At 72.0% G+C, this 16786-nt stretch carries 16 protein-coding genes, 1 tRNA gene and 1 pseudogene; 9 read left to right on the plus strand and 9 right to left on the minus strand.

Going from position 1 to position 16786, the window contains the following annotated elements; all coding sequences use genetic code 11:
* The first annotated feature begins 249 nt into the window (after positions 1-249).
* Positions 250-816, plus strand: coding sequence for a nuclease-related domain-containing protein (locus ABT123_RS04810; RefSeq protein ID WP_351309823.1), 567 nt, complete (start codon positions 250-252; stop codon positions 814-816).
* On the opposite strand, the gene ABT123_RS04815 is transcribed toward ABT123_RS04810, so the two are convergent.
* The 6 genes and pseudogenes from ABT123_RS04815 to ABT123_RS04845 all read right to left on the minus strand — a co-directional run bounded on the left by ABT123_RS04815 (position 792) and on the right by ABT123_RS04845 (position 3436).
* Complete coding sequence (locus ABT123_RS04815) at positions 792-1472, minus strand: YdcF family protein (RefSeq protein WP_351309825.1); 681 nt, start codon at positions 1470-1472, stop codon at positions 792-794. The genes ABT123_RS04810 and ABT123_RS04815 overlap by 25 nt on opposite strands.
* Positions 1469-1552 (minus strand): annotated as a pseudogene (locus ABT123_RS04820) (GntR family transcriptional regulator); the annotation flags it as partial. The gene ABT123_RS04815 and the pseudogene ABT123_RS04820, both read right to left, overlap by 4 nt.
* A 159-nt stretch (positions 1553-1711) precedes the next feature.
* Positions 1712-1784 (minus strand) — tRNA-Arg (locus ABT123_RS04825).
* A 124-nt stretch (positions 1785-1908) separates the two neighbouring features.
* Positions 1909-2370: an iron chaperone gene (locus ABT123_RS04830; RefSeq protein ID WP_351309827.1), complete on the minus strand. Its 462-nt coding sequence runs from the start codon at positions 2368-2370 to the stop codon at positions 1909-1911.
* 238 nt (positions 2371-2608) lie between these two features.
* Complete coding sequence (locus ABT123_RS04840) at positions 2609-2998, minus strand: helix-turn-helix domain-containing protein (RefSeq protein WP_351309828.1); 390 nt, start codon at positions 2996-2998, stop codon at positions 2609-2611.
* A gap of 27 nt (positions 2999-3025) precedes the next feature.
* Positions 3026-3436 carry a VOC family protein gene (locus ABT123_RS04845; protein ID WP_351309830.1) on the minus strand — a complete coding sequence of 137 codons (411 nt, stop codon included), beginning with the start codon at positions 3434-3436 and terminating at the stop codon, positions 3026-3028.
* 111 nt (positions 3437-3547) lie between these two features.
* Here ABT123_RS04845 and ABT123_RS04850 point away from each other — a divergent pair, with 111 nt between their 5' ends.
* The 3 genes from ABT123_RS04850 (at position 3548) to ABT123_RS04860 (ending at position 7647) form a co-directional block, all read left to right on the plus strand.
* Positions 3548-4504, plus strand: a complete 957-nt coding sequence (locus ABT123_RS04850; protein WP_351309832.1) for an NsdA family TPR-like regulatory protein — start codon at positions 3548-3550, stop codon at positions 4502-4504.
* A 59-nt stretch (positions 4505-4563) separates the two neighbouring features.
* A complete protein-coding gene (locus ABT123_RS04855; RefSeq protein WP_502970878.1) occupies positions 4564-5460 on the plus strand; it encodes an endonuclease/exonuclease/phosphatase family protein in 897 nt (298 codons plus the stop codon).
* 75 nt (positions 5461-5535) lie between these two features.
* Entirely contained in the window at positions 5536-7647 is a 2112-nt protein-coding gene (locus tag ABT123_RS04860; protein WP_351309835.1) for a tetratricopeptide repeat protein, read from the plus strand.
* A gap of 12 nt (positions 7648-7659) precedes the next feature.
* Here ABT123_RS04860 and ABT123_RS04865 read toward each other — a convergent pair whose 3' ends face one another.
* The gene (locus tag ABT123_RS04865; RefSeq protein WP_351309837.1) at positions 7660-9264 is read right to left on the minus strand and encodes a glycosyltransferase family 28 protein; all 1605 of its coding nucleotides are present in this window, start codon (positions 9262-9264) and stop codon (positions 7660-7662) included.
* 83 nt (positions 9265-9347) lie between these two features.
* Here ABT123_RS04865 and ABT123_RS04870 point away from each other — a divergent pair, with 83 nt between their 5' ends.
* The 4 genes from ABT123_RS04870 to pucD all read left to right on the plus strand — a co-directional run bounded on the left by ABT123_RS04870 (position 9348) and on the right by pucD (position 13902).
* Positions 9348-9794: a hypothetical protein gene (locus ABT123_RS04870; RefSeq protein ID WP_351309839.1), complete on the plus strand. Its 447-nt coding sequence runs from the start codon at positions 9348-9350 to the stop codon at positions 9792-9794.
* Between the two features lie 322 nt (positions 9795-10116).
* On the plus strand, positions 10117-11019 hold the full coding sequence (locus ABT123_RS04875) for an FAD binding domain-containing protein (protein ID WP_351309841.1): 903 nt from the start codon (positions 10117-10119) through the stop codon (positions 11017-11019).
* A 2-nt stretch (positions 11020-11021) separates the two neighbouring features.
* Complete coding sequence (locus tag ABT123_RS04880) at positions 11022-11495, plus strand: (2Fe-2S)-binding protein (RefSeq protein ID WP_351309842.1); 474 nt, start codon at positions 11022-11024, stop codon at positions 11493-11495.
* 4 nt (positions 11496-11499) lie between these two features.
* On the plus strand, positions 11500-13902 hold the full coding sequence (gene pucD, locus ABT123_RS04885) for a xanthine dehydrogenase subunit D (RefSeq protein ID WP_351309844.1): 2403 nt from the start codon (positions 11500-11502) through the stop codon (positions 13900-13902).
* Between the two features lie 17 nt (positions 13903-13919).
* On the opposite strand, the gene ABT123_RS04890 is transcribed toward pucD, so the two are convergent.
* Positions 13920-14399 carry a RidA family protein gene (locus ABT123_RS04890; RefSeq protein ID WP_351309846.1) on the minus strand — a complete coding sequence of 160 codons (480 nt, stop codon included), beginning with the start codon at positions 14397-14399 and terminating at the stop codon, positions 13920-13922.
* A 98-nt stretch (positions 14400-14497) separates the two neighbouring features.
* The gene (locus ABT123_RS04895) at positions 14498-15775 is read right to left on the minus strand and encodes a M6 family metalloprotease domain-containing protein (protein WP_351309848.1); all 1278 of its coding nucleotides are present in this window, start codon (positions 15773-15775) and stop codon (positions 14498-14500) included.
* A 255-nt stretch (positions 15776-16030) separates the two neighbouring features.
* On the opposite strand from ABT123_RS04895, the gene ABT123_RS04900 reads away from it, so the two are divergent.
* On the plus strand, positions 16031-16696 hold the full coding sequence (locus ABT123_RS04900) for a TetR/AcrR family transcriptional regulator (RefSeq protein WP_351309850.1): 666 nt from the start codon (positions 16031-16033) through the stop codon (positions 16694-16696).
* The last annotated feature ends 90 nt before the right edge of the window (positions 16697-16786 follow it).

Below are 16786 nucleotides of genomic sequence, written 5' to 3' on the forward strand. Positions count from 1 at the left end.
ACAAAGACCGTGACGATCAAGGTTCAGAAGTACCGGGATGAGGCGTTAGCCCTGCTCCGACGCCACCTTGGGGATGGGCTCACTGTCAGCTCCACATCTCCGCGCCCTCCTGGATCGCGCCCTGCGCCACCCCCTCAGAACCCTGGTCACACAGCCCCGAAGCGCCGGGCCGAGCGGCCGGCGTCTCTCCCACCCCTCAGCCCCAGTGAGGATCTGGCAAGGAACCGCCCCGGTGCACGCCTGCTTGGGATGCTCGCCGAGCGAGGCCCATCAACAGCTCAACGGCTGAAGGCGAAGTTGCTGCGGCAGTCGTCGGACTGGGACAGCTGGTACGCCGGGCTCGAGGGGGAGCGACGGGTAGGCCGAGAGTTAGAGCGCCTGGCGCCGCTCGGTTGGCGGACCCTTCATGGCATTCAGAAGAGCAACGGCGGCGACATCGACCACCTGCTCATCGGCCCCGGTGGCGTGTTCAGCATCAACACCAAGAACCACCAGGGCGCCTCAGTCTGGGTCGGTGATTCGATGGCCAAAGTCAATGGCCGGCAACCGGAGCCCTACGCCGCTGCCAGCAAGGCCGAGGCCGATTACGTACGGAAGGTCCTGGAGCGGTACTGCGCCTTCGAAGTGCCCGTGGAACCGGTACTGGTCTTCGTCGGTGTCGCGTCGCTCCATCGTGCAGCGACGCAGTACACCGTTCGCGTCTACCAGGAGCGAGACGTGGCAGCGCTCGGCCCGACCACCGGCAAGCTCACCGCGGAGCAGGTGGAGAACGTGTACGCCGTCGCCCGTCATCAGCATGCCTGGCGTCGTGCCTGACCTTGCTCGTCCCTCAAGAGGCGGCTCGTGAAGCCTTGCCGGCACAGTCGTTCGTACGCGTCGATCACGTCGCCAGGCACCTGCTGACGGATCATGAAGCCCTGCTCCGGGTAGACCAGCAGTCGCTGCAAAGCACCCACCAGCATGTCGATCACCAGACGAGCGTCACCGATGGAGTCGATGTACTCGTCCAGCGTCATCGGGCTGGAAGCGCTGACGATCTCAACTCCGGGCCACAGCTGGCGCGCTGTGGCGTATGCGCGCCTCTCCTCGTACGGCTTGCTGATCAGCAGTGCGGAGGACACGTCAACGCCGGCCTCTTGGAGCAGTTCGCGGCTGAAGCGGATGTTCTCGCCCGTGTTCCGAGCGCGCGGTTCCACTAGCACGGCCGAGCTGGGAACCCCCAGCTCAAGCGCCCGCTCCCGGTAGTGGACGGCTTCGCCGCGAGGCATGCGTTCCCGTGTCGTCGGGCTGGTGGCTCCGCTGAACACGAGCAGCGGAGCCATACCGCGCCGGTACAGGTCGACTGCGGTGTCGGCCACCCCCAGGTCGTGACTGCCGAGCCCGATGGCAACGGAGCACGGCCGGGGCGCGTGGCCCATCTGGTGGTACTCCCACAGGCACCGCGTGTCGGCCCAATCCTGCGTCGTGATCACTCCTGGCCTTCCCTGTCCTTCGCCGAGTCCGGCACCTGGAAGTCGTACTCCCAGGCGAAGCGCGAGCCGGCGTGCCCTCCGCTGATCTATCAGCACATCGCGGGGAAGCTCGGGGAGATGATCCGCCAGGTCCGGAAGGGCATCGATCCGCTGCCTTGTGGCACCTAGGTGGCACGGCCGTGATCATGGCGAAGGGCCAGCATCGGGGGAATGTTCCCCTGAGCTGGCCCTTTACCTTGTGCCCCCGGCAGGATTCGAACCTGCGACACCCGCTTTAGGAGAGCGGTGCTCTATCCCCTGAGCTACGAAGGCAGGGCGCGGGTTGGTGGCCCGCTGACCGCTGACAGCCTAGCGGATCGTATTGCGCGGGTGCGCCCCCATAACGGGCCGGGCCTGGGCTGCCGTGCGGATGGTCGGGTGATCTGCGGAGGCGGCCTCAGCTTGCCGCCTTCTCGATGAGCGCGGCGATGCGGGCCTCGGCGGTGGCGGTCAGCTCCGTCAGGGCGTAGGAGGTCGGCCACAGGGTGCCTTCGTCGAGGGCCGCCAGGTCGCTGAAGCCGAGCGTGGCATAGCGCGTCTTGAACTTCTGCGCGCTCTGGAAGAAGCAGACGACCTTGCCGTTCCTGGCATACGCGGGCATCCCGTACCAGAGCTTCGGCGCGAGGTCCGGGGCGGCGGCCTTGACGATGGTGTGGAGCCGCTCGGCGAGGATGCGGTCCGCTTCAGGCATCTCGGCGATCTTGGCGAGTACGTCGCCCTCCGCGTCCGCCTTGGCCGCGCGCGGGCCGCGGCGGGCGGCCGTCTTCAGCTCCTGGGCGCGCTCCTTCATCGCGCCCCGCTCCTCGTCCGTGAATCCCTCGTGCTGCTCGGCGGGCTGCTGCGTGGTCTTTGTCGTCATGGCAGGTTTCTCTCCTACGGGGGTTGGGTCGGTTGCCGCGCGGTCAGGCGAGCCAGTGGCCGTTGCGCATGAGGTCTCGGCCCTGGAGTTTGTTTGCCTCCCGCCACGCCTGGATGCCTCGCGGCCGGATCAGGAAGTACTGGTAGGGCTCGTCGAGTTCGTGCGGGTCGAAGCCGTTGCGGGCCGGGCCGAGGCCGGGGTGCGCGGTGTGGAGATGAGGAACGCGGTGGCGTGCTTGTCACGCTGGTTGCGGCTCGGCCGCGGGGGCTTGCCGGTAGGCGGCGGGCGGCATGCCGGTCAGCTCGGTGAAGCGGGTGGCGAAGATGCCCGGCGTTGCGCAGCCGACCGCGGAGCCGACCTCGGTGATGCCGAGGTCGCTGTGCCGCAGCAGGGCCGTCGCGCGCTCGATGCGGCGCGTGAGGAGATAGGCGTACGGCGATTTGCCGTAGGCGAGGCGGAACTCCCGGCTGAGTTGCCCGGCCGGCATGTTCGCGCTGCGCGCGAGCGCCTCGACGTTCAGTGGCTGTGTGTATTCCCGGTCGATCCGGTCGCGTACGCGGCGCAGTCGCGCGAGGTCGGTCAGGCGCTGGGCAGCGATCCGTGCGAGCCGCCATGCGGGATGGCACATGAGGGAACTCCCGGGGGGACGGAAGGATCAGCGGAGTTTTTGGATGCGGATCAGGTTGCCCGCGGGATCGCGGAAGGCGCAGTCGCGGACGCCATACGGCTGGTCGGTCGGCTCCTGGACCACCTCGGCGTCGCCGGCCTGCACCTTCTCGAAGGTGCCGTCGAGGTCGGGGGTGGCCAGCAGGATCCAGCCGTAGGTGCCCTTGGCCATCATCTCGACGATGGTGCGGCGCTCGTCCTCGGTGACTCCGGGGTCGGCGGCGGGCGGCGCCAGCAGGATCGAGGTGCCGGGCTGGCCTACCGGGCCGACCGTGATCCAGCGCATCTTGCCGTGGCCGACATCGCTGCGGACCTCGAAGCCGAGGATGTCGCGATAGAAGGCGAGGGAGGCGTCCGGGTCGTCGTGCGGGAGGGCGGTGGTGTGAATGGTGAGGTCCATGGCCGAAACGTTAACTCCGGGCCGGTGAACGGTGCTTCTCCAATCCTGATCCGTTTGGCTGGGCGCCGGCCGGCCTTGTGCTGGGGGTGGCGGCGGGTGACGATCAAGGGGATGGAGCATGCCGAGGAAGCCATGGGGTCGGGCGGTGGCGTTGCCGCCGTGACGGCCGGGTTGTTGGAGATCGACCGGATGTATGGGGCGCGGTACGCGGCTCCCGCGGCCGTGCGGGCTGTGCGGGCCGCGGGTGGCGTCGACCGGCGGGCCGGAGCCGCCGGGAGTGAAGCGCTGGCCGAGCTCTTCGAGGTGGTTGGATGGATCCTGTTCGATGCCGAGCGGCACGGGGCCTCGTACCGGATGAACCAGCGGGCGCTGGCCCTGGCCCGATCGGCCCCGGCGGCCAGGGAGGACGTCGGGCACGGGGCCTCCGTCGAGCTGCTGACCCTCTCCGTGCTGTGCATGCAGCACGCCCACCTCGGCCGCCCCCGAGACTCCCTCCGCATATCGTCGGCCGTCCTGGCCAGAGCGGGGCTTCCGGAGCGGGTGGCCGCGATATTCCGGGTCCGGGAGGCGCGTGCGCAGGCCCAGATGCAGCAGCGACGCGCGGCCCTGGGGTCGCTGAGCGCCGCCCGGGACCTGCTCGCCGACGGGCCCTCCGACCGTGACCCGGCCTGGACGTGGTGGTTCGACCGCACCGAGCTCGACGGACACCACGGGCTCGCCCACGCCGAGCTGGGGGAGCCGGAACAGGCGGCCGTGCTGCTCCACGGAGCGGCGGCGGCCGGCGACGCACCCGCTTACCGCTCGCTCTTCGCCACCGAGCTGGCGTACGTACTCGCCCGGGCCGGTGCATGGCGCGAGGCGGACGCCTGGCTGTCCACCCTCCTCGACTCCGTTCCCCGCATGGGCTCGGTCCGCGCCCTCAATGCGCTCGGGCGCGCCGCTCGCACCATCGAGCGTGCGGATGGCGTGACGCGTGGCCTGCGCGATACGAACGGGCAGCTGAGCGAGCTTCTTCGACGGGTACGGCGGGAACGTCCGGGGGCGTGTGTGGCGTCCCCATCCGTGTGAACGAGAACGGGTGGCGCGGGCGGGTCATCGCCGGCACGGCGGTCGGGCTTGCCCTGCTGATGCTGTTCCACGACCGGGTGCCCAACCGGATCGGGAACCTCGGCAGCCTCGTGCAGACCTTCCTGCCCTGGACCGGGGTCCTCGTCGCCGTCCTGGCCGTGGTCGTGCTCGCGTGTGCGCGCGGCTCGCGGGCCGCGCTGGTCGGGGTGCTCGTTCCCGCGCTCGTCTGGGTGTCGCTGTTCGGGCCCGGCTTCCTCGACCGGGCCGAGGCGTCCGGTGAGAACGCCGCCGGCGGCGATCTCACCGTGGTCACGCACAACGTCGACGACGCCAACCCCGACCCGGCCGGCACTGCCCGCGCCCTCGTCGCGTCCGGCGCGCAGATCATCGCCCTTGAGGAACTCGTCCAGCCCGCCACCGGTACCTACGAGCGCGCCCTCGCCGCCACCCACCCCCACCACCAGGTGCACGGCACCGTCGGCCTGTGGAGCATGTACCCGATCCGCGACACCCGCCCGGTGCCGATCATGCCGTGGACCCGGGCCCTGCGCAGTACGGTCGACACCCCCAAGGGCCCGCTCACCGTGTACGTCGCCCACCTTGCCTCCGTCCGCATTCGGCCGGAGAGCGGGTTCACCACCGCCCGCCGCAATGCCGCCGCCGCCCGCCTGGCGGCCGAGCTGGCCGCGGACCCGGAGAGCGCCCCGCCCCGACGCACCCTGCTTGTCGGGGACTTCAACGGCACCACCGACGACCGGGCCCTCGCCCCCGTCTTCTCCGGGTTCCGGCCCGCCCAGCGCGAGGCAGGCGCGGGTCTCGGGTTCAGCTGGCCCGCCGCGTTCCCGGTCGCCCGGATCGACCACATCCTCGTGCGCGGGGTCGAACCCGTCGCTGCCTGGTCGCTGCCCGCCACCGCCAGCGACCACCTGCCGGTGGCCGCCTCCCTCCGCCTCTGAGTCGCTGCTGCATTGGATGCACCGGATGTGCGGAACGCACCCCTCCGCGGGGTCCCAACTGGGACACTGCGCCGGGTGGACAACCACATCTCCGGCGGTACCTACTTCGCCCCCGTCGTCCAGGCCGGGACCGTGATCATGCAGGACGCTTCCGCCATGTCCTTCCGCGTGCCCGCCATGCTGCCCCACATCCCCGACGGATTCGTCGACCGCGACGCGCTCCGCGCCGAGCTGGACCGGCTCGCCGCGGGCCTGGCCGACCGCAGCTCCCCGCAGGTGGTGCTGCTGGACGGCGCGCCCGGCGCCGGCAAGAGCGACCTGTGCGTGTACTGGGGCCGGACCACCGCCCGGGAGCGCTTCCCCGGCGGGGTCTTCTACGCCGACCTGACCACCGCCGCGGCGGCCGGCGCCGCCGATCCGGCCGCCGTACTGGAGTCCTTCATCGGCGAGCTCCGCGCCCCCAGAGCCGCCTCCGAGACCGTCGCCGCCCTCGCCGCCCGGTTCCGCAGCCTGACCGCCGACCGCCCCTGCCTGGTCGTACTCGACGGCGTGGTGCACGCCGGTCAGGTGCCGGCGCTGCTCCCCGGGCACCCGGCCGGCATGGTCGTCCTGACCAGCCGCAGCCCGCTGGACCGGCTCCGCCGGGGCGGCAAGGTCAGGCCGGTCCGGCTCACCGTCGGCGGGCTGGACGAGGCGGCCTGCGCCGAGTTGTTCCGGTCAGTGGCCGAGCTGGACGACGTACCGGACCGGGCCGGGTTCCGTACGGTTGTCCGGGCCTCGGCCGGCCTGCCCGGCCTGCTGCGGCTCGCCGCCGCGCAGGCCGCCGATCCGCTGCTCGACGGCTTCACCGGGCTGGTGGGCCGGCTCGCCGCGCACGGTTCGATGCTGGAGGCGCTGGACGTGCCCGAGGACGAGTACTACGCGCAGGCCGCCCGCGCGCTGCTCGGCGACTCGTACGCGGTGCTCGGCGAGCGGGGCCGGCGCACCTTCCGGCTGCTCGGCGTGCACCCCACGGCCGAGTTCGCCGGCGAGCTGGTGGACCGGCTGGCCGGCGGCCCCGGCGTGCGGGCGGAGCTCCGCGAGGCCGGACTGCTGGAGCAGGCCGGCGCCGGGCGGTTCCGGATGAACCCGGTGCTGCACACGTACGCCGCCGAGCTCGGCCGGGCCGAGACGGCCGAGGCCCTCCCGCTGATCACCGACTGGTACCTGCGGCGGACCACGGCCGCCGAGGCCCTGGTCTCCGGGCGCTGGCGGTACGGCCCGCACTTCGCCGAACCCGAGCCGCCCGCGCCGCCCGAGCCGCCGACGCCCCTGTTTGCGGACGTCGAGGAGGCGCTGGACGCGCTCCAGGCCGAACGGCACACCCTGGTCGGAGTCGCCGAACTGTGCCGGGTGCACGATCCGGCCGCGCTCTGTCTGCTCGCCGAATCCCTGCACGGGTTCTTCTTCCGGCGCGGCCACCACTCCCTCTGGGTGCAGGTGAACCGGCTCGCGGTGGACGCAGCCGCCCACACCCCCGGCCTGGGCGGGCTGCCGCTGGCCCGGATGCACTTCGAGCTCGGCTTCGCACTGCTCGACCGGGGCTCCGCGGAGGACCTGGCGGAGGCCCGCGCGCAGTACGACGCGGCCCGCGAGACGGCCCGCCGGATCGGGCACGCCCGGACCGAGTCCTCCGCCCTGGAGGGCCTCGGCCAGATCGCGGAACGGAACGGCGACCCGGCGGCGGCACTGGACTTCTACGCCGAGGCGTTGGCCGCCCTCGGGGACACCGAACACCCGAGGGGCCGAGCCCTGTTGGCGTACCACCAGGGGCGGGCGGCGAGCGCGGCCGGACAGCACGACCGGGCCGCCTCCCAACTCACGGAGGCCTTGCGGAAGTTCGAGGCGCTGCCGAAGCGGGATCCGCACAACGAGGCGAAGGTCCGGGTCCGGTACGCCATGGCCCGGCTCGCGGCCGGGCGGCCGGAGGAGGCGGCCGGGCCACTGGAGACGGCGCTGGCCTACTACCGGGGGACCGGCCGGCCCGGCGTGGACGGGGCGGATGCGCTGCTGGTCCGGGGCCGGCTGCGGGCCGCGCAGGGCGAGCCGGAGGCCGCCCGGGCCGACTGGCAGGCTGCCCTGGACCAGTACGAGCTGCTGCGCAGCACCCGGGCCGAGGAAGCCCGCCGCCTGCTGGGCCAGGCCTGAGCGCGGCCCGGGTCAGGCCGGGCGGAGCGTCAGCTGTTGTACCGTGCCGCCGACTTCGAGGGTGCAGCTGCCCTCCGCCCCGGCGAGCAGCGCCGACGCCGCCAGGGCGGGATCCGCGCCCGCCGCGGTGAACACCCCGCCCCCGCGCAGGTACAGCCGGCCCTCCGCGACCACCAGCTCGCAGCCCGGGTGGCGGTCGAACAGCTCGGCCGGGCCGGAGCCGCGGGCCAGCAGGATCTCGGCGGAGTTGCGGTGGCGGGGCTCGGGTTCGGCCTCGTCGGCCAGCAGGTGCGGCTCGGCGCCGAGGTGGGCGGTGACCCGGCCCTGGGCCTCGGCCGGATAGCGGCGCAGGGTCACCCGCTCGCCGGACACGACCGCATCGACGTACAGGGCTCGGCCCACCGGGCTGCGGGGCGCGGCCGGCGGTTCGGGCAGCGGCACCGGCCGGGGCGGGCATCCGGACTCCGGTGGGGACAGCCGCAGTTGCCGGTAGCAGAGCTCGCGGAACAGGGCGAGGGCCCGGCCGGGGCGGGAGCTGACCCGGCCGGAGGCGGCCGGGAGGCGGACGGCGTCGGCCAGTTGCCGGGCCAGCGGCCGGGTGGGGCAGACCCTGGGGAGCTGTTCGCCCAGCCAGGCCATGGGGGAGCCGGGCGCAACCGTGTGCTCGTCGAAGGCGGCCAGCAGGCCGGGCAGTCCCTGGGCGGCTGCGTAAAGGGAGAGGGAGCCGTGGTCGCCGATGAAGGCGTCGGCGGCGCAGATCGCGGCCTTCCAGGTGGGCTCGGCGGGCGAGGGCAGCAGGAGCCCGGCGCGCCGGCAGGCGGCCAGCCAGGTGCGGATCTGCCAGCCGCCGTGGCCGTACCAGGCATTGGGGTGAACGGCCGCGACGACCCGGTATTCGTCCTGGGGCAATTCGGCGAGCGCCCGGCCGATCAGCTCGAATGAAGCCCCGAGTAGAGAACGGTCACTCCAGGTGGAGGTGACCAGGAGGAATTTCTGGCCGGGACGGATTCCGAGGGCTGCGCGGTATTCCGTACGGAAGGGGCGGGAGGCGGCGAGTTCGTCGAGGACGGGGTCGCCCGTCACATGTGCGTACGGGAGGGCTTCCGGGCAGTCCTGGCGCAGCCGGGCCTGCTGTTCCTCGTGCGAGAGGAGGATCGCGGACGGGATGACCTCACCGTCGTGCAGCAGCCATTCCGCGGACAGCCCAAATGCCCCGGCCCCTGCCCCGGATTCCGGATTCCGGATTCCGGATTCCGGATTCCTGCTGAGTTTCTTATTGTAGCCAGCGCCGTGCGGGGTGCCTATGAGCGGTGCGGAAATCTTTTCCAATTCCCCGCCGCGGCTGGTGCTCACCGCCAGATCGAACTTTTCCCGCAGGGCTACCTCCCACGGAATGAAGAACAGTTCGTGCTCGGCGACGAATTCGGCTATGCCGGCCTCGAAGGCGGAGGAGCCGGTGCAGGTGAACACCACCCGCACCCGCGGATCGTCCTCGAACGCGGTGAGCAGATCGAGCAGCCGGGTCGCCGAGGTCACGTTGTGGATCACGCCCAGGACGGTGCGTTCGGCCGGCACGGTCAGCCAGCGCCGGTCCGGCAGTCCCCGCTCCACCCGCATCCGACGCCCGTGCCTTCCCTGTCCCCGCGTCCGCATTTTCCGATCCGCCCCCGGCCGCCTCAGCCTACGGCTAGCGTGGACGCATGGAACCGGAGCTCTCAGCACTGGCGATGTCGGCCGCGACCGCGATGGTGTCGGCGATGGTCGGCGACGCGTGGACACAGGCCAGCGAACGGATCGCGGGTTTCTTCGGCCGCCGCGGCCGGGACCCGGAGGCCGTCTCGGCCGAACTGGAAGAGTCCCGCACCGAGTTGGTGGCCGCCGAGGCCGCACAGGACACCGCGCTCACCGAGGACATCGAGAGCGAATGGCGGCTCCGCCTGAGCCGCGCGCTGCGCGCCGACCCGGCCGCCGCCCAGGAACTGCGCGCCCTGCTGGCCGAGATCGCCCCCGAGCCGCCCGCGGCGGCGGGCTCGGTGAACGTCAACAACACCATCAGCGGCGGTACGCAGAACGCCCCGGTGGTACAGGGCCAGAACTTCAACGGCCTGACCCTCAACTGGACGCCCCCGCAGCCCGGGCAGACCTGAGGTCACTCCACCCGCAGGGCCGCAACGAAGTCCAGCCGGCCCAGGCCCCGGCTGCCGCTGGGTCCGCCCCGCCATGCTGCGTTGCGACCGGGCCCAGGCGGTGCGGCAGCAGGCCCGCCCGCTCGGCCGCCAGGAACCGGCCCGGCGGCGCCGGCCCCGCACGGATCGACGCAGCTCAGCAGCGGCGCATCGAGGGAATTCCGCCGAGATCCGTTTCGGACCGGCCATCCGGGTTCATGGGATCGGTGAGGGCCTAAGGCCGTACTTGGCCCAGTCGGCCCACTTGGCCCACGTGGCCCGCCCACACGAAAAGAGAGCCGCCATGGACTTCCTTCGTCCCGCCACCTGGGAGGAGGCGCTCGCCGCCAAGGCCGCGTACCCCGCGGCCGTACCCATCGCAGGTGGCACCGATGTGATGGTCGAGATCAACTTCGACCACCGTCGGCCCGAGTACCTGATGGACCTGGGACGCATCGAGCTGCTGCACACCTGGGAGACCGGCGAGGACGTCGTACGGCTCGGCGCCTCCGTCCCGTACACGCAGATCATGGAGAACCTGCGGGTGGAACTGCCCGGTCTCGCGCTCGCCTCGCACACCGTCGCGTCCCCGCAGATCCGCAACCGCGGCGGGGTCGGCGGCAACCTGGGCACCGCCTCCCCGGCCGGCGATGCCCACCCCGCGCTGCTCGCCGCCGGTGCCGAGGTCGAGGTGGAGTCGGTCCGCGGCTCCCGGCTGATCCCGATCGACGCGTTCTACACCGGGGTGAAGCGGAACGCGCTCGCCGCCGACGAGCTCATCAAGACGATCCACATCAGGAAGGCGGACGGCCCGCAGCAGTTCTCCAAGGTCGGCACCCGCAACGCGATGGTCATCGCGGTCTGCGCCTTCGGCCTCGCCCTGCACCCCGAGACCCGTACGGTCCGCACCGGCATCGGTTCCGCCGCCCCGACCCCGATCCGGGCCCGGGTCGCCGAGGAATTCCTGGAGGCCGCGCTCGAAGACGGCGGTTTCTGGGACTCCGGCAAGCTCATCACCCCCTCGGTCGCCAAGCAGTTCGGCGACCTGGCCGCCGCCTCCTGCAATCCGATCGACGACGTCCGCGGCACCGCGAAGTACCGCCGCCACGCCGTGGGCATCCTGGCACGCCGCCAGCTGCTCTGGACGTGGGAGGAATACCGGGCCGGCCGCGGCCCCACCGGCACCACCATGGAAGGAGTGGCGTGACCATGCGCGTCAGCCTGACCGTCAACGGCCGCCCGTACGAGGCCGACGAGGTGTGGGAAGGCGAATCCCTCCTCTACGTGCTCCGGGGGCGGCTGGGCCTGCCCGGTTCGAAGAACGCGTGTGAGCAAGGCGAATGCGGTTCCTGCACGGTCCGTCTCGACGGGGTGCCGGTGTGCTCCTGCCTGGTCGCCGCCGGGCAGGCGGAAGGGCGCGAGGTGGTGACCGTCGAAGGCCTCGCAAACGGCGGCACCATGGCGCCGGTCCAGCAGGCGTTCATCGACGCCGGTGCCGTGCAGTGCGGTTTCTGCACCCCCGGCCTGCTCGTCCAGACCGATGCCCTGCTGGAGTCCAACCCGTCCCCGTCCGACCAGGACATCCGGGAGGCCCTGTCCGGCAACCTCTGCCGCTGCACGGGCTACGAGAAGATCCTCGACGCGGTCCGCCTGGCAGCTGCCCGCCAAGGAGAGGCGGTCTGACCCCATGGCCCGCAACATCCGCAACGCCCACACCACTCCCGCCGGCACACCGACCAACGTCACCCAGAAGCACACCAAGGGCGGCATCGGCGAGTCCACCCTCCGCCCGGACGGCACCCTCAAGGTCACCGGTGAGTTCGCCTATGCCTCCGACCTCTGGCACGAGGACATGCTCTGGGGCCAGACCCTGCGCGCCCCGCACGCCCATGCGCGCATCACCGCCCTCGACGTCTCCGAAGCCCTCGCCGTCCCGGGCGTATACGCAGTCCTCACCCACGCCGACCTGCCCGCCGCCAAGAAGTACGGCCTGGAGATCGCCGACCAGCCGGTGCTCTGCGACGGCCGGGTCCGCTTCCATGGCGAACCGGTCGCCCTGGTCGCCGCCGACCATCCGGAGACCGCCCGCCGCGCCGCCGCGAAGATCCGCGTCGAGTACGAGGTGCTCCCGCCGGTCACCGACGAGGCCAGCGCCACCGCCCCCGGCGCACCCGTCCTGCACCCCGACCGCGACGACCACCACGCCCCGCACAGCCCGCACCCCAACATCGTCCACCGCCAGCCGGTCCGGCGCGGCGACGTGGCGGCGGCCCGGGCCCGCGCGGACGTGATCGTCCGCGAGGAGTACGAGGTCGGCATCCAGGACCAGGCCTTCCTGGGTCCCGAGTCCGGCCTCGCCGTGCCCGCCGAGGACGGCGGCATGGACCTGTACGTCTCCACCCAGTGGCTGCACGTGGACCAGAAGCAGGTGGCCCCCATCCTCGGGCTGCCCGCCGGCAAGGTCCGGCTCACCCTCTCCGGAGTCGGCGGTGCCTTCGGCGGCCGTGAGGACCTCTCCATGCAGGCCCACGCCTGCCTGCTGGCCCAGCGCACCGGCAAGCCGGTGAAGATGGTCTACAACCGGTACGAGTCCTTCTTCGGCCATGTGCACCGGCACCCCGCCAAGCTCACCTACGAGCACGGCGCCACCTTCGACGGCAAGCTCACCCACGTCACCGCCCGGATCGTGCTCGACGGCGGCGCGTACGCCTCCTCCACCCCGGCGGTGGTCGGCAACGCCGCCTCCCTCGGCCTCGGCCCGTACGCCTGCGAGAACGTGGACATCGAGGCGGTCGGCCTCTACACCAACAACCCGCCCTGCGGCGCGATGCGCGGCTTCGGCGCCGTCCAGGCCTGTTTTGCGTACGAGTCCCAGATGGACCGGCTCGCCGCGGAACTCGGCATGGACCCCGTGGAGTTCCGGCAGCTCAACGCCATGGAGCAGGGCACCCGGATGCCCACCGGACAGATCGTGGACTCCCCGGCCCCGGTCGCCGAACTGCTGCGCCGGGTGAAGGCGATGCCGCTGCCGCCCGAGCGCCAGTGGGCCAGCACCGAGGGCACCGATGTGCGCGCACTGCCCGGCGGTCTGTCCAACACCACCCACGGGGAGGGGGTGGTCCGCGGGATCGGCTACGCCGTGGGCATCAAGAACGTCGGCTTCTCCGAGGGCTACGACGACTACTCCACCGCCCGGGTCCGGCTGGCCGTGGCCGGCGGCGAGGCGGTGGCCACCGTGCACACCGCGATGGCCGAGGTCGGGCAGGGCGGGGTGACCGTGCACGCGCAGATCGCCCGGACCGAGCTCGGCGTCACCCAGGTGACCATCCAGCCCGCCGACACCCGGGTCGGCAACGCGGGCTCCACCTCAGCCTCCCGCCAGACGTATGTCACGGGCGGCGCGGTGAAGCACACCTGCGAGGCCGTCCGCGAACGGGTCCTGGAGCTGGGGCGGCGCAAGTACGGCTCGTACCACCCGGCCTGGGCGCACGCCGAGCTCCTGCTGGAGGGCGGCAAGGTGGTCACCGAGGGCGGGGAGGTGCTGGCCGGCCTGGCGGAGCTGCTGGAGGGGGAGGAGCCCATCGACCTGGAGCTGGAGTGGCGGCACCGCCCCACCGAGGCCTTCGACCGGGAGACCGGGCAGGGCAACGGCCATGTCCAGTACTCCTTCGCCGCCCATCGGGCGGTGGTCGAGGTCGATACAGAGCTGGGCCTTGTGAAGGTGATCGAGCTGGCGGTGGCCCAGGACGTGGGCAAGGCCCTCAACCCGCTGTCGGTGGCCGGCCAGATCCAGGGCGGCACCACGCAGGGCCTGGGGCTGGCCGTGATGGAGGAGATCGTGGTCGACCCGGTGACCGCGAAGGTCCGCAACCCCTCCTTCACCGACTACCTGATCCCGACCATCCTCGACACCCCGACCATCCCGGTCGACGTCCTGGAGCTCGCCGACCCGAACGCCCCGTACGGGCTGCGCGGCATCGGGGAGGCCCCGACCCTGTCGCCGACCCCGGCGGTGGTCTCCGCGATCCGGGCCGCCACCGGACGCGCCCTGCGGCGGGTCCCGGTCCGCCCGGAACACATCACCGGCTGACCTGCGCTGCGTAGTACCTAAACACCCATCGGAGTGTGGAGCTCCACCACGAGCTCCACCTCCACCGGCGCGTCCAGGGGCAGTACGGCCACCCCGACCGCGCTGCGGGCGTGGATGCCCGCATCGCCGAAGGCCGTGCCGAGCAGCTCGCTCGCACCGTTGACCACGCCGGGCTGGCCGGTGAAGTCGGGGTCGCTGGCCACGTAGCCGACCACCTTCACGATCCGCTTGACGGCGGACAGGTCGCCGGCGACCGAGGCCACGGCGGCCAGCGCGTTCAGCGCGCACTGCCGGGCGAGATCCCGGGCCTGCTCGGCCGAGACCTCGGCGCCCACCTTGCCGGTCAGCTGGAGGGCGCCGCCGGCCATCGGGAGCTGGCCGGAGGTGTACACGTGGTTCCCGGTGTGGACGGCGGGCACGTAGACGGCGACGGGCGCGGGGGCCTGCGGCAGCGGGAAGCCGGCCGCGGCGAGCCGGTCCTCGGGAGTGGTGGTCATATCCGGCAAACGGCACCGGCTCCCGATTGGTGACGAAAGACGCGCATCAGGGGGATCAGGGGGATCGGGTGGATCCGGGGGATCAGGGTTTCAGGGAATCAGGGGCGGGTGATCCGCACCCGGTAGTTGCCGTTGCGCGGTTCGCCGAGCACCGAGACGCTGATGCCCGCCTTCTCGTCGGTGAAGGTCTCGCCCGGGCCGAACGGCGCGTCCGAGAGCTCCGCGTGCACGTTGGGGTGGCGGGTGCAGCCCCCGCTGGTCTCGGTGCTGTCCGTGACCGTGACGGGTCCCTGCCCGGTGTCCACGGCAGAGTCGACCTTGTAGACGAGCACGCCCGGCTTGCACACCGCCTCGTCGTTGCCGGCCGGGGTGCGGACCTCCACGGCGTACCCGGTGCTCTCCGACAGCGGTACGAAGGCCAGCTTGGTGCCGCCCGCCACGGCCAGCGGGGACAGCAGGTGCTCGCTGGTGCCGGACCGGGAGGCGCAGCTGATCTGGGTGCCGTCCAGCCAGCCCAGCTTCCACTTGTGCCAGCCGAGCAGGTCGTTGTTGGCGCCCCAGTCCTCGCTCATGATGTCCCAGTGGCCGACCGCGCCGCCGCCGTCGGCGGTGTACAGGTCGGGCAGCCCGAAGACATGGCCGTTCTCGTGCGGCAGGACCCGGTAGCCGGTCTCCGGGTAGGAGCCGGAGCCGTCGTCCTGGCGGCTGTAGACGAACGAGGTGTTCGCCAGCGGCACCCCGTCGACCACCGGCGCCTCGCCGTTGCCGGAGAAGGTCACCGACAGCACGGTGTCCAGGGCGGACGGGCCGGCGTTCGGCGTGACCAGGATGTTGACCAGGTCGTACCGGCTGAAGTCCACCTCCTCGTCGGCGGCCTTGGCGATGTGCTCGGCGAGCTGCCGGTAGCCCGGCTCGTAGGCCGAGCCGCGCTCGATCCCGTACGCCGCGAACGGCATCGGCATCCGCAGCCAGGTCCTTATCGGGGCCTCCGGCTTGTAGACGAGCCGCCCGTAGGAGCTGGTGCGGAACCAGTCGGAGGTCTGCGGGAAGAACTCCGCGAGCCGGTCGAGGGCGGTGCCCTCGCCCTTGGCGTCGGGGAAGTCGACCATCAGGTTCAGGGCCCGTACCTCGCCGGTGCTGCGCGAGTACCCGGGCGGGGTCGGCAGGCCTTCGGACATCTGGACGCCCATGGTTTCGGAGATCCGGCAGGGCGCCAGTGCGCTCTCGTTGGCGGCTGCCACCGGACCCGGCGCGGACTGGGGCCGGCTGGGGAGCCCGCCGCTCGCGGTGGCCGTGACGCCCAGGGCCAGCGCGGTGATGCCGATGAATGCGCTGGTGCGGCGGGGTCTGCGTATCCGTCGGCGGGTCTGCGCCATGAGAATCGCCCTCGGGTCCGCGGCAGTCGGCCGGGCCCGGACTGCGCTCTGTTCGATCACCCTCCGCCGGGCGCGCCGCGCCCGCGCGCCGGGAGGGTCCGAACGTGGAATGCAATGTGACCCGGCTCACTCTCAAGGGTGAAATAAGCGGGGATCGAGTCCCCGTTTAACCCGATGTCCTCGAAACGGGGATCGAGTCCCCGTTTGGGGCTGCCGGAGCCGACAGGCGTGACAAGGGAAGCAGGGAGACCGCTCGTGCAGGGTGTGCAGGAAAGCCGGACTGAAGCGGGGGCGGCCAAGGCCCCGCGTCCGCGCGCGGACGCGCTGCGCAATCGGGAGCGGATCCTCGCAGCCGCCCGGGAGACCTTCGTCGAGCACGGCGCGGACGCCCCCTTCGACGAGATCGCCCGCCGGGCCGGGGTCGGCAACGCCACCCTGTACCGGCACTTCCCCGACCGCGCCACCCTGGTGCACCAGGTCGTCGTCTACGTCATGGAGCGGGTCACCGCCCACGCCGAGCAGGCCCTCGCCGAGGAGCCGGACGCCTTCGCCGCGCTCGTACGGTTCACCCATGCCGCGGCCGACGAGCGGATCGGCGCCCTGTGCCCCATGCTCTCCGGGGACTTCGACCATGACCACCCCGAACTCGACGCGGCCCGGGCCGGGTTGGAAGGGGCTGTCGAGATCCTGATGGCCGCCGGCCGGGAGGCCGGACTGCTGCGCACGGACGTGGCCGTCGGCGATCTGATGGTCGCCCTGGCCCAGCTCAGCCGGCCGCTCCCGGGGACCGGCTGCCTCGACGCCGACCGCTTCGTCCACCGCCATCTGCAGCTGTTCCTCGACGGGTTGCGGGCTCCGGCCCGCTCCGAGCTGCCGGGTGCCGCGGCCACTCTCGACGGCCTGAGGCGGAAAACCATGTGACGTTCCCGGGCGCTTCCTCTAGCGTCGATGACCGGCCAAAAACCCCCATACCGCCACCCTTAACGCTCCTTTCAGCACACCGCACCGTGA

Source organism: Streptomyces sp. NPDC002054 (genome assembly GCF_040296685.1).
GTDB lineage: Bacteria > Actinomycetota > Actinomycetes > Streptomycetales > Streptomycetaceae > Streptomyces.

Excerpts from the sequence above, each read along its gene's own strand:
- ABT123_RS04810 (WP_351309823.1), top strand. The coding sequence starts at position 250 with ATGCTCGCCGAGCGAGGCCCATCAACAGCTCAACGGCTGAAGGCGAAG.
- ABT123_RS04830 (WP_351309827.1), bottom strand. The coding sequence starts at position 2,370 with ATGACGACAAAGACCACGCAGCAGCCCGCCGAGCAGCACGAGGGATTC.
- ABT123_RS04840 (WP_351309828.1), bottom strand. The coding sequence starts at position 2,998 with ATGTGCCATCCCGCATGGCGGCTCGCACGGATCGCTGCCCAGCGCCTG.
- ABT123_RS04845 (WP_351309830.1), bottom strand. The coding sequence starts at position 3,436 with ATGGACCTCACCATTCACACCACCGCCCTCCCGCACGACGACCCGGAC.
- ABT123_RS04850 (WP_351309832.1), top strand. The coding sequence starts at position 3,548 with ATGGAGCATGCCGAGGAAGCCATGGGGTCGGGCGGTGGCGTTGCCGCC.
- ABT123_RS04855 (WP_502970878.1), top strand. The coding sequence starts at position 4,564 with ATGCTGTTCCACGACCGGGTGCCCAACCGGATCGGGAACCTCGGCAGC.
- ABT123_RS04865 (WP_351309837.1), bottom strand. The coding sequence starts at position 9,264 with ATGCGGGTGGAGCGGGGACTGCCGGACCGGCGCTGGCTGACCGTGCCG.
- ABT123_RS04870 (WP_351309839.1), top strand. The coding sequence starts at position 9,348 with ATGGAACCGGAGCTCTCAGCACTGGCGATGTCGGCCGCGACCGCGATG.
- ABT123_RS04875 (WP_351309841.1), top strand. The coding sequence starts at position 10,117 with ATGGACTTCCTTCGTCCCGCCACCTGGGAGGAGGCGCTCGCCGCCAAG.
- ABT123_RS04880 (WP_351309842.1), top strand. The coding sequence starts at position 11,022 with ATGCGCGTCAGCCTGACCGTCAACGGCCGCCCGTACGAGGCCGACGAG.
- pucD (WP_351309844.1), top strand. The coding sequence starts at position 11,500 with ATGGCCCGCAACATCCGCAACGCCCACACCACTCCCGCCGGCACACCG.
- ABT123_RS04890 (WP_351309846.1), bottom strand. The coding sequence starts at position 14,399 with ATGACCACCACTCCCGAGGACCGGCTCGCCGCGGCCGGCTTCCCGCTG.
- ABT123_RS04895 (WP_351309848.1), bottom strand. The coding sequence starts at position 15,775 with ATGGCGCAGACCCGCCGACGGATACGCAGACCCCGCCGCACCAGCGCA.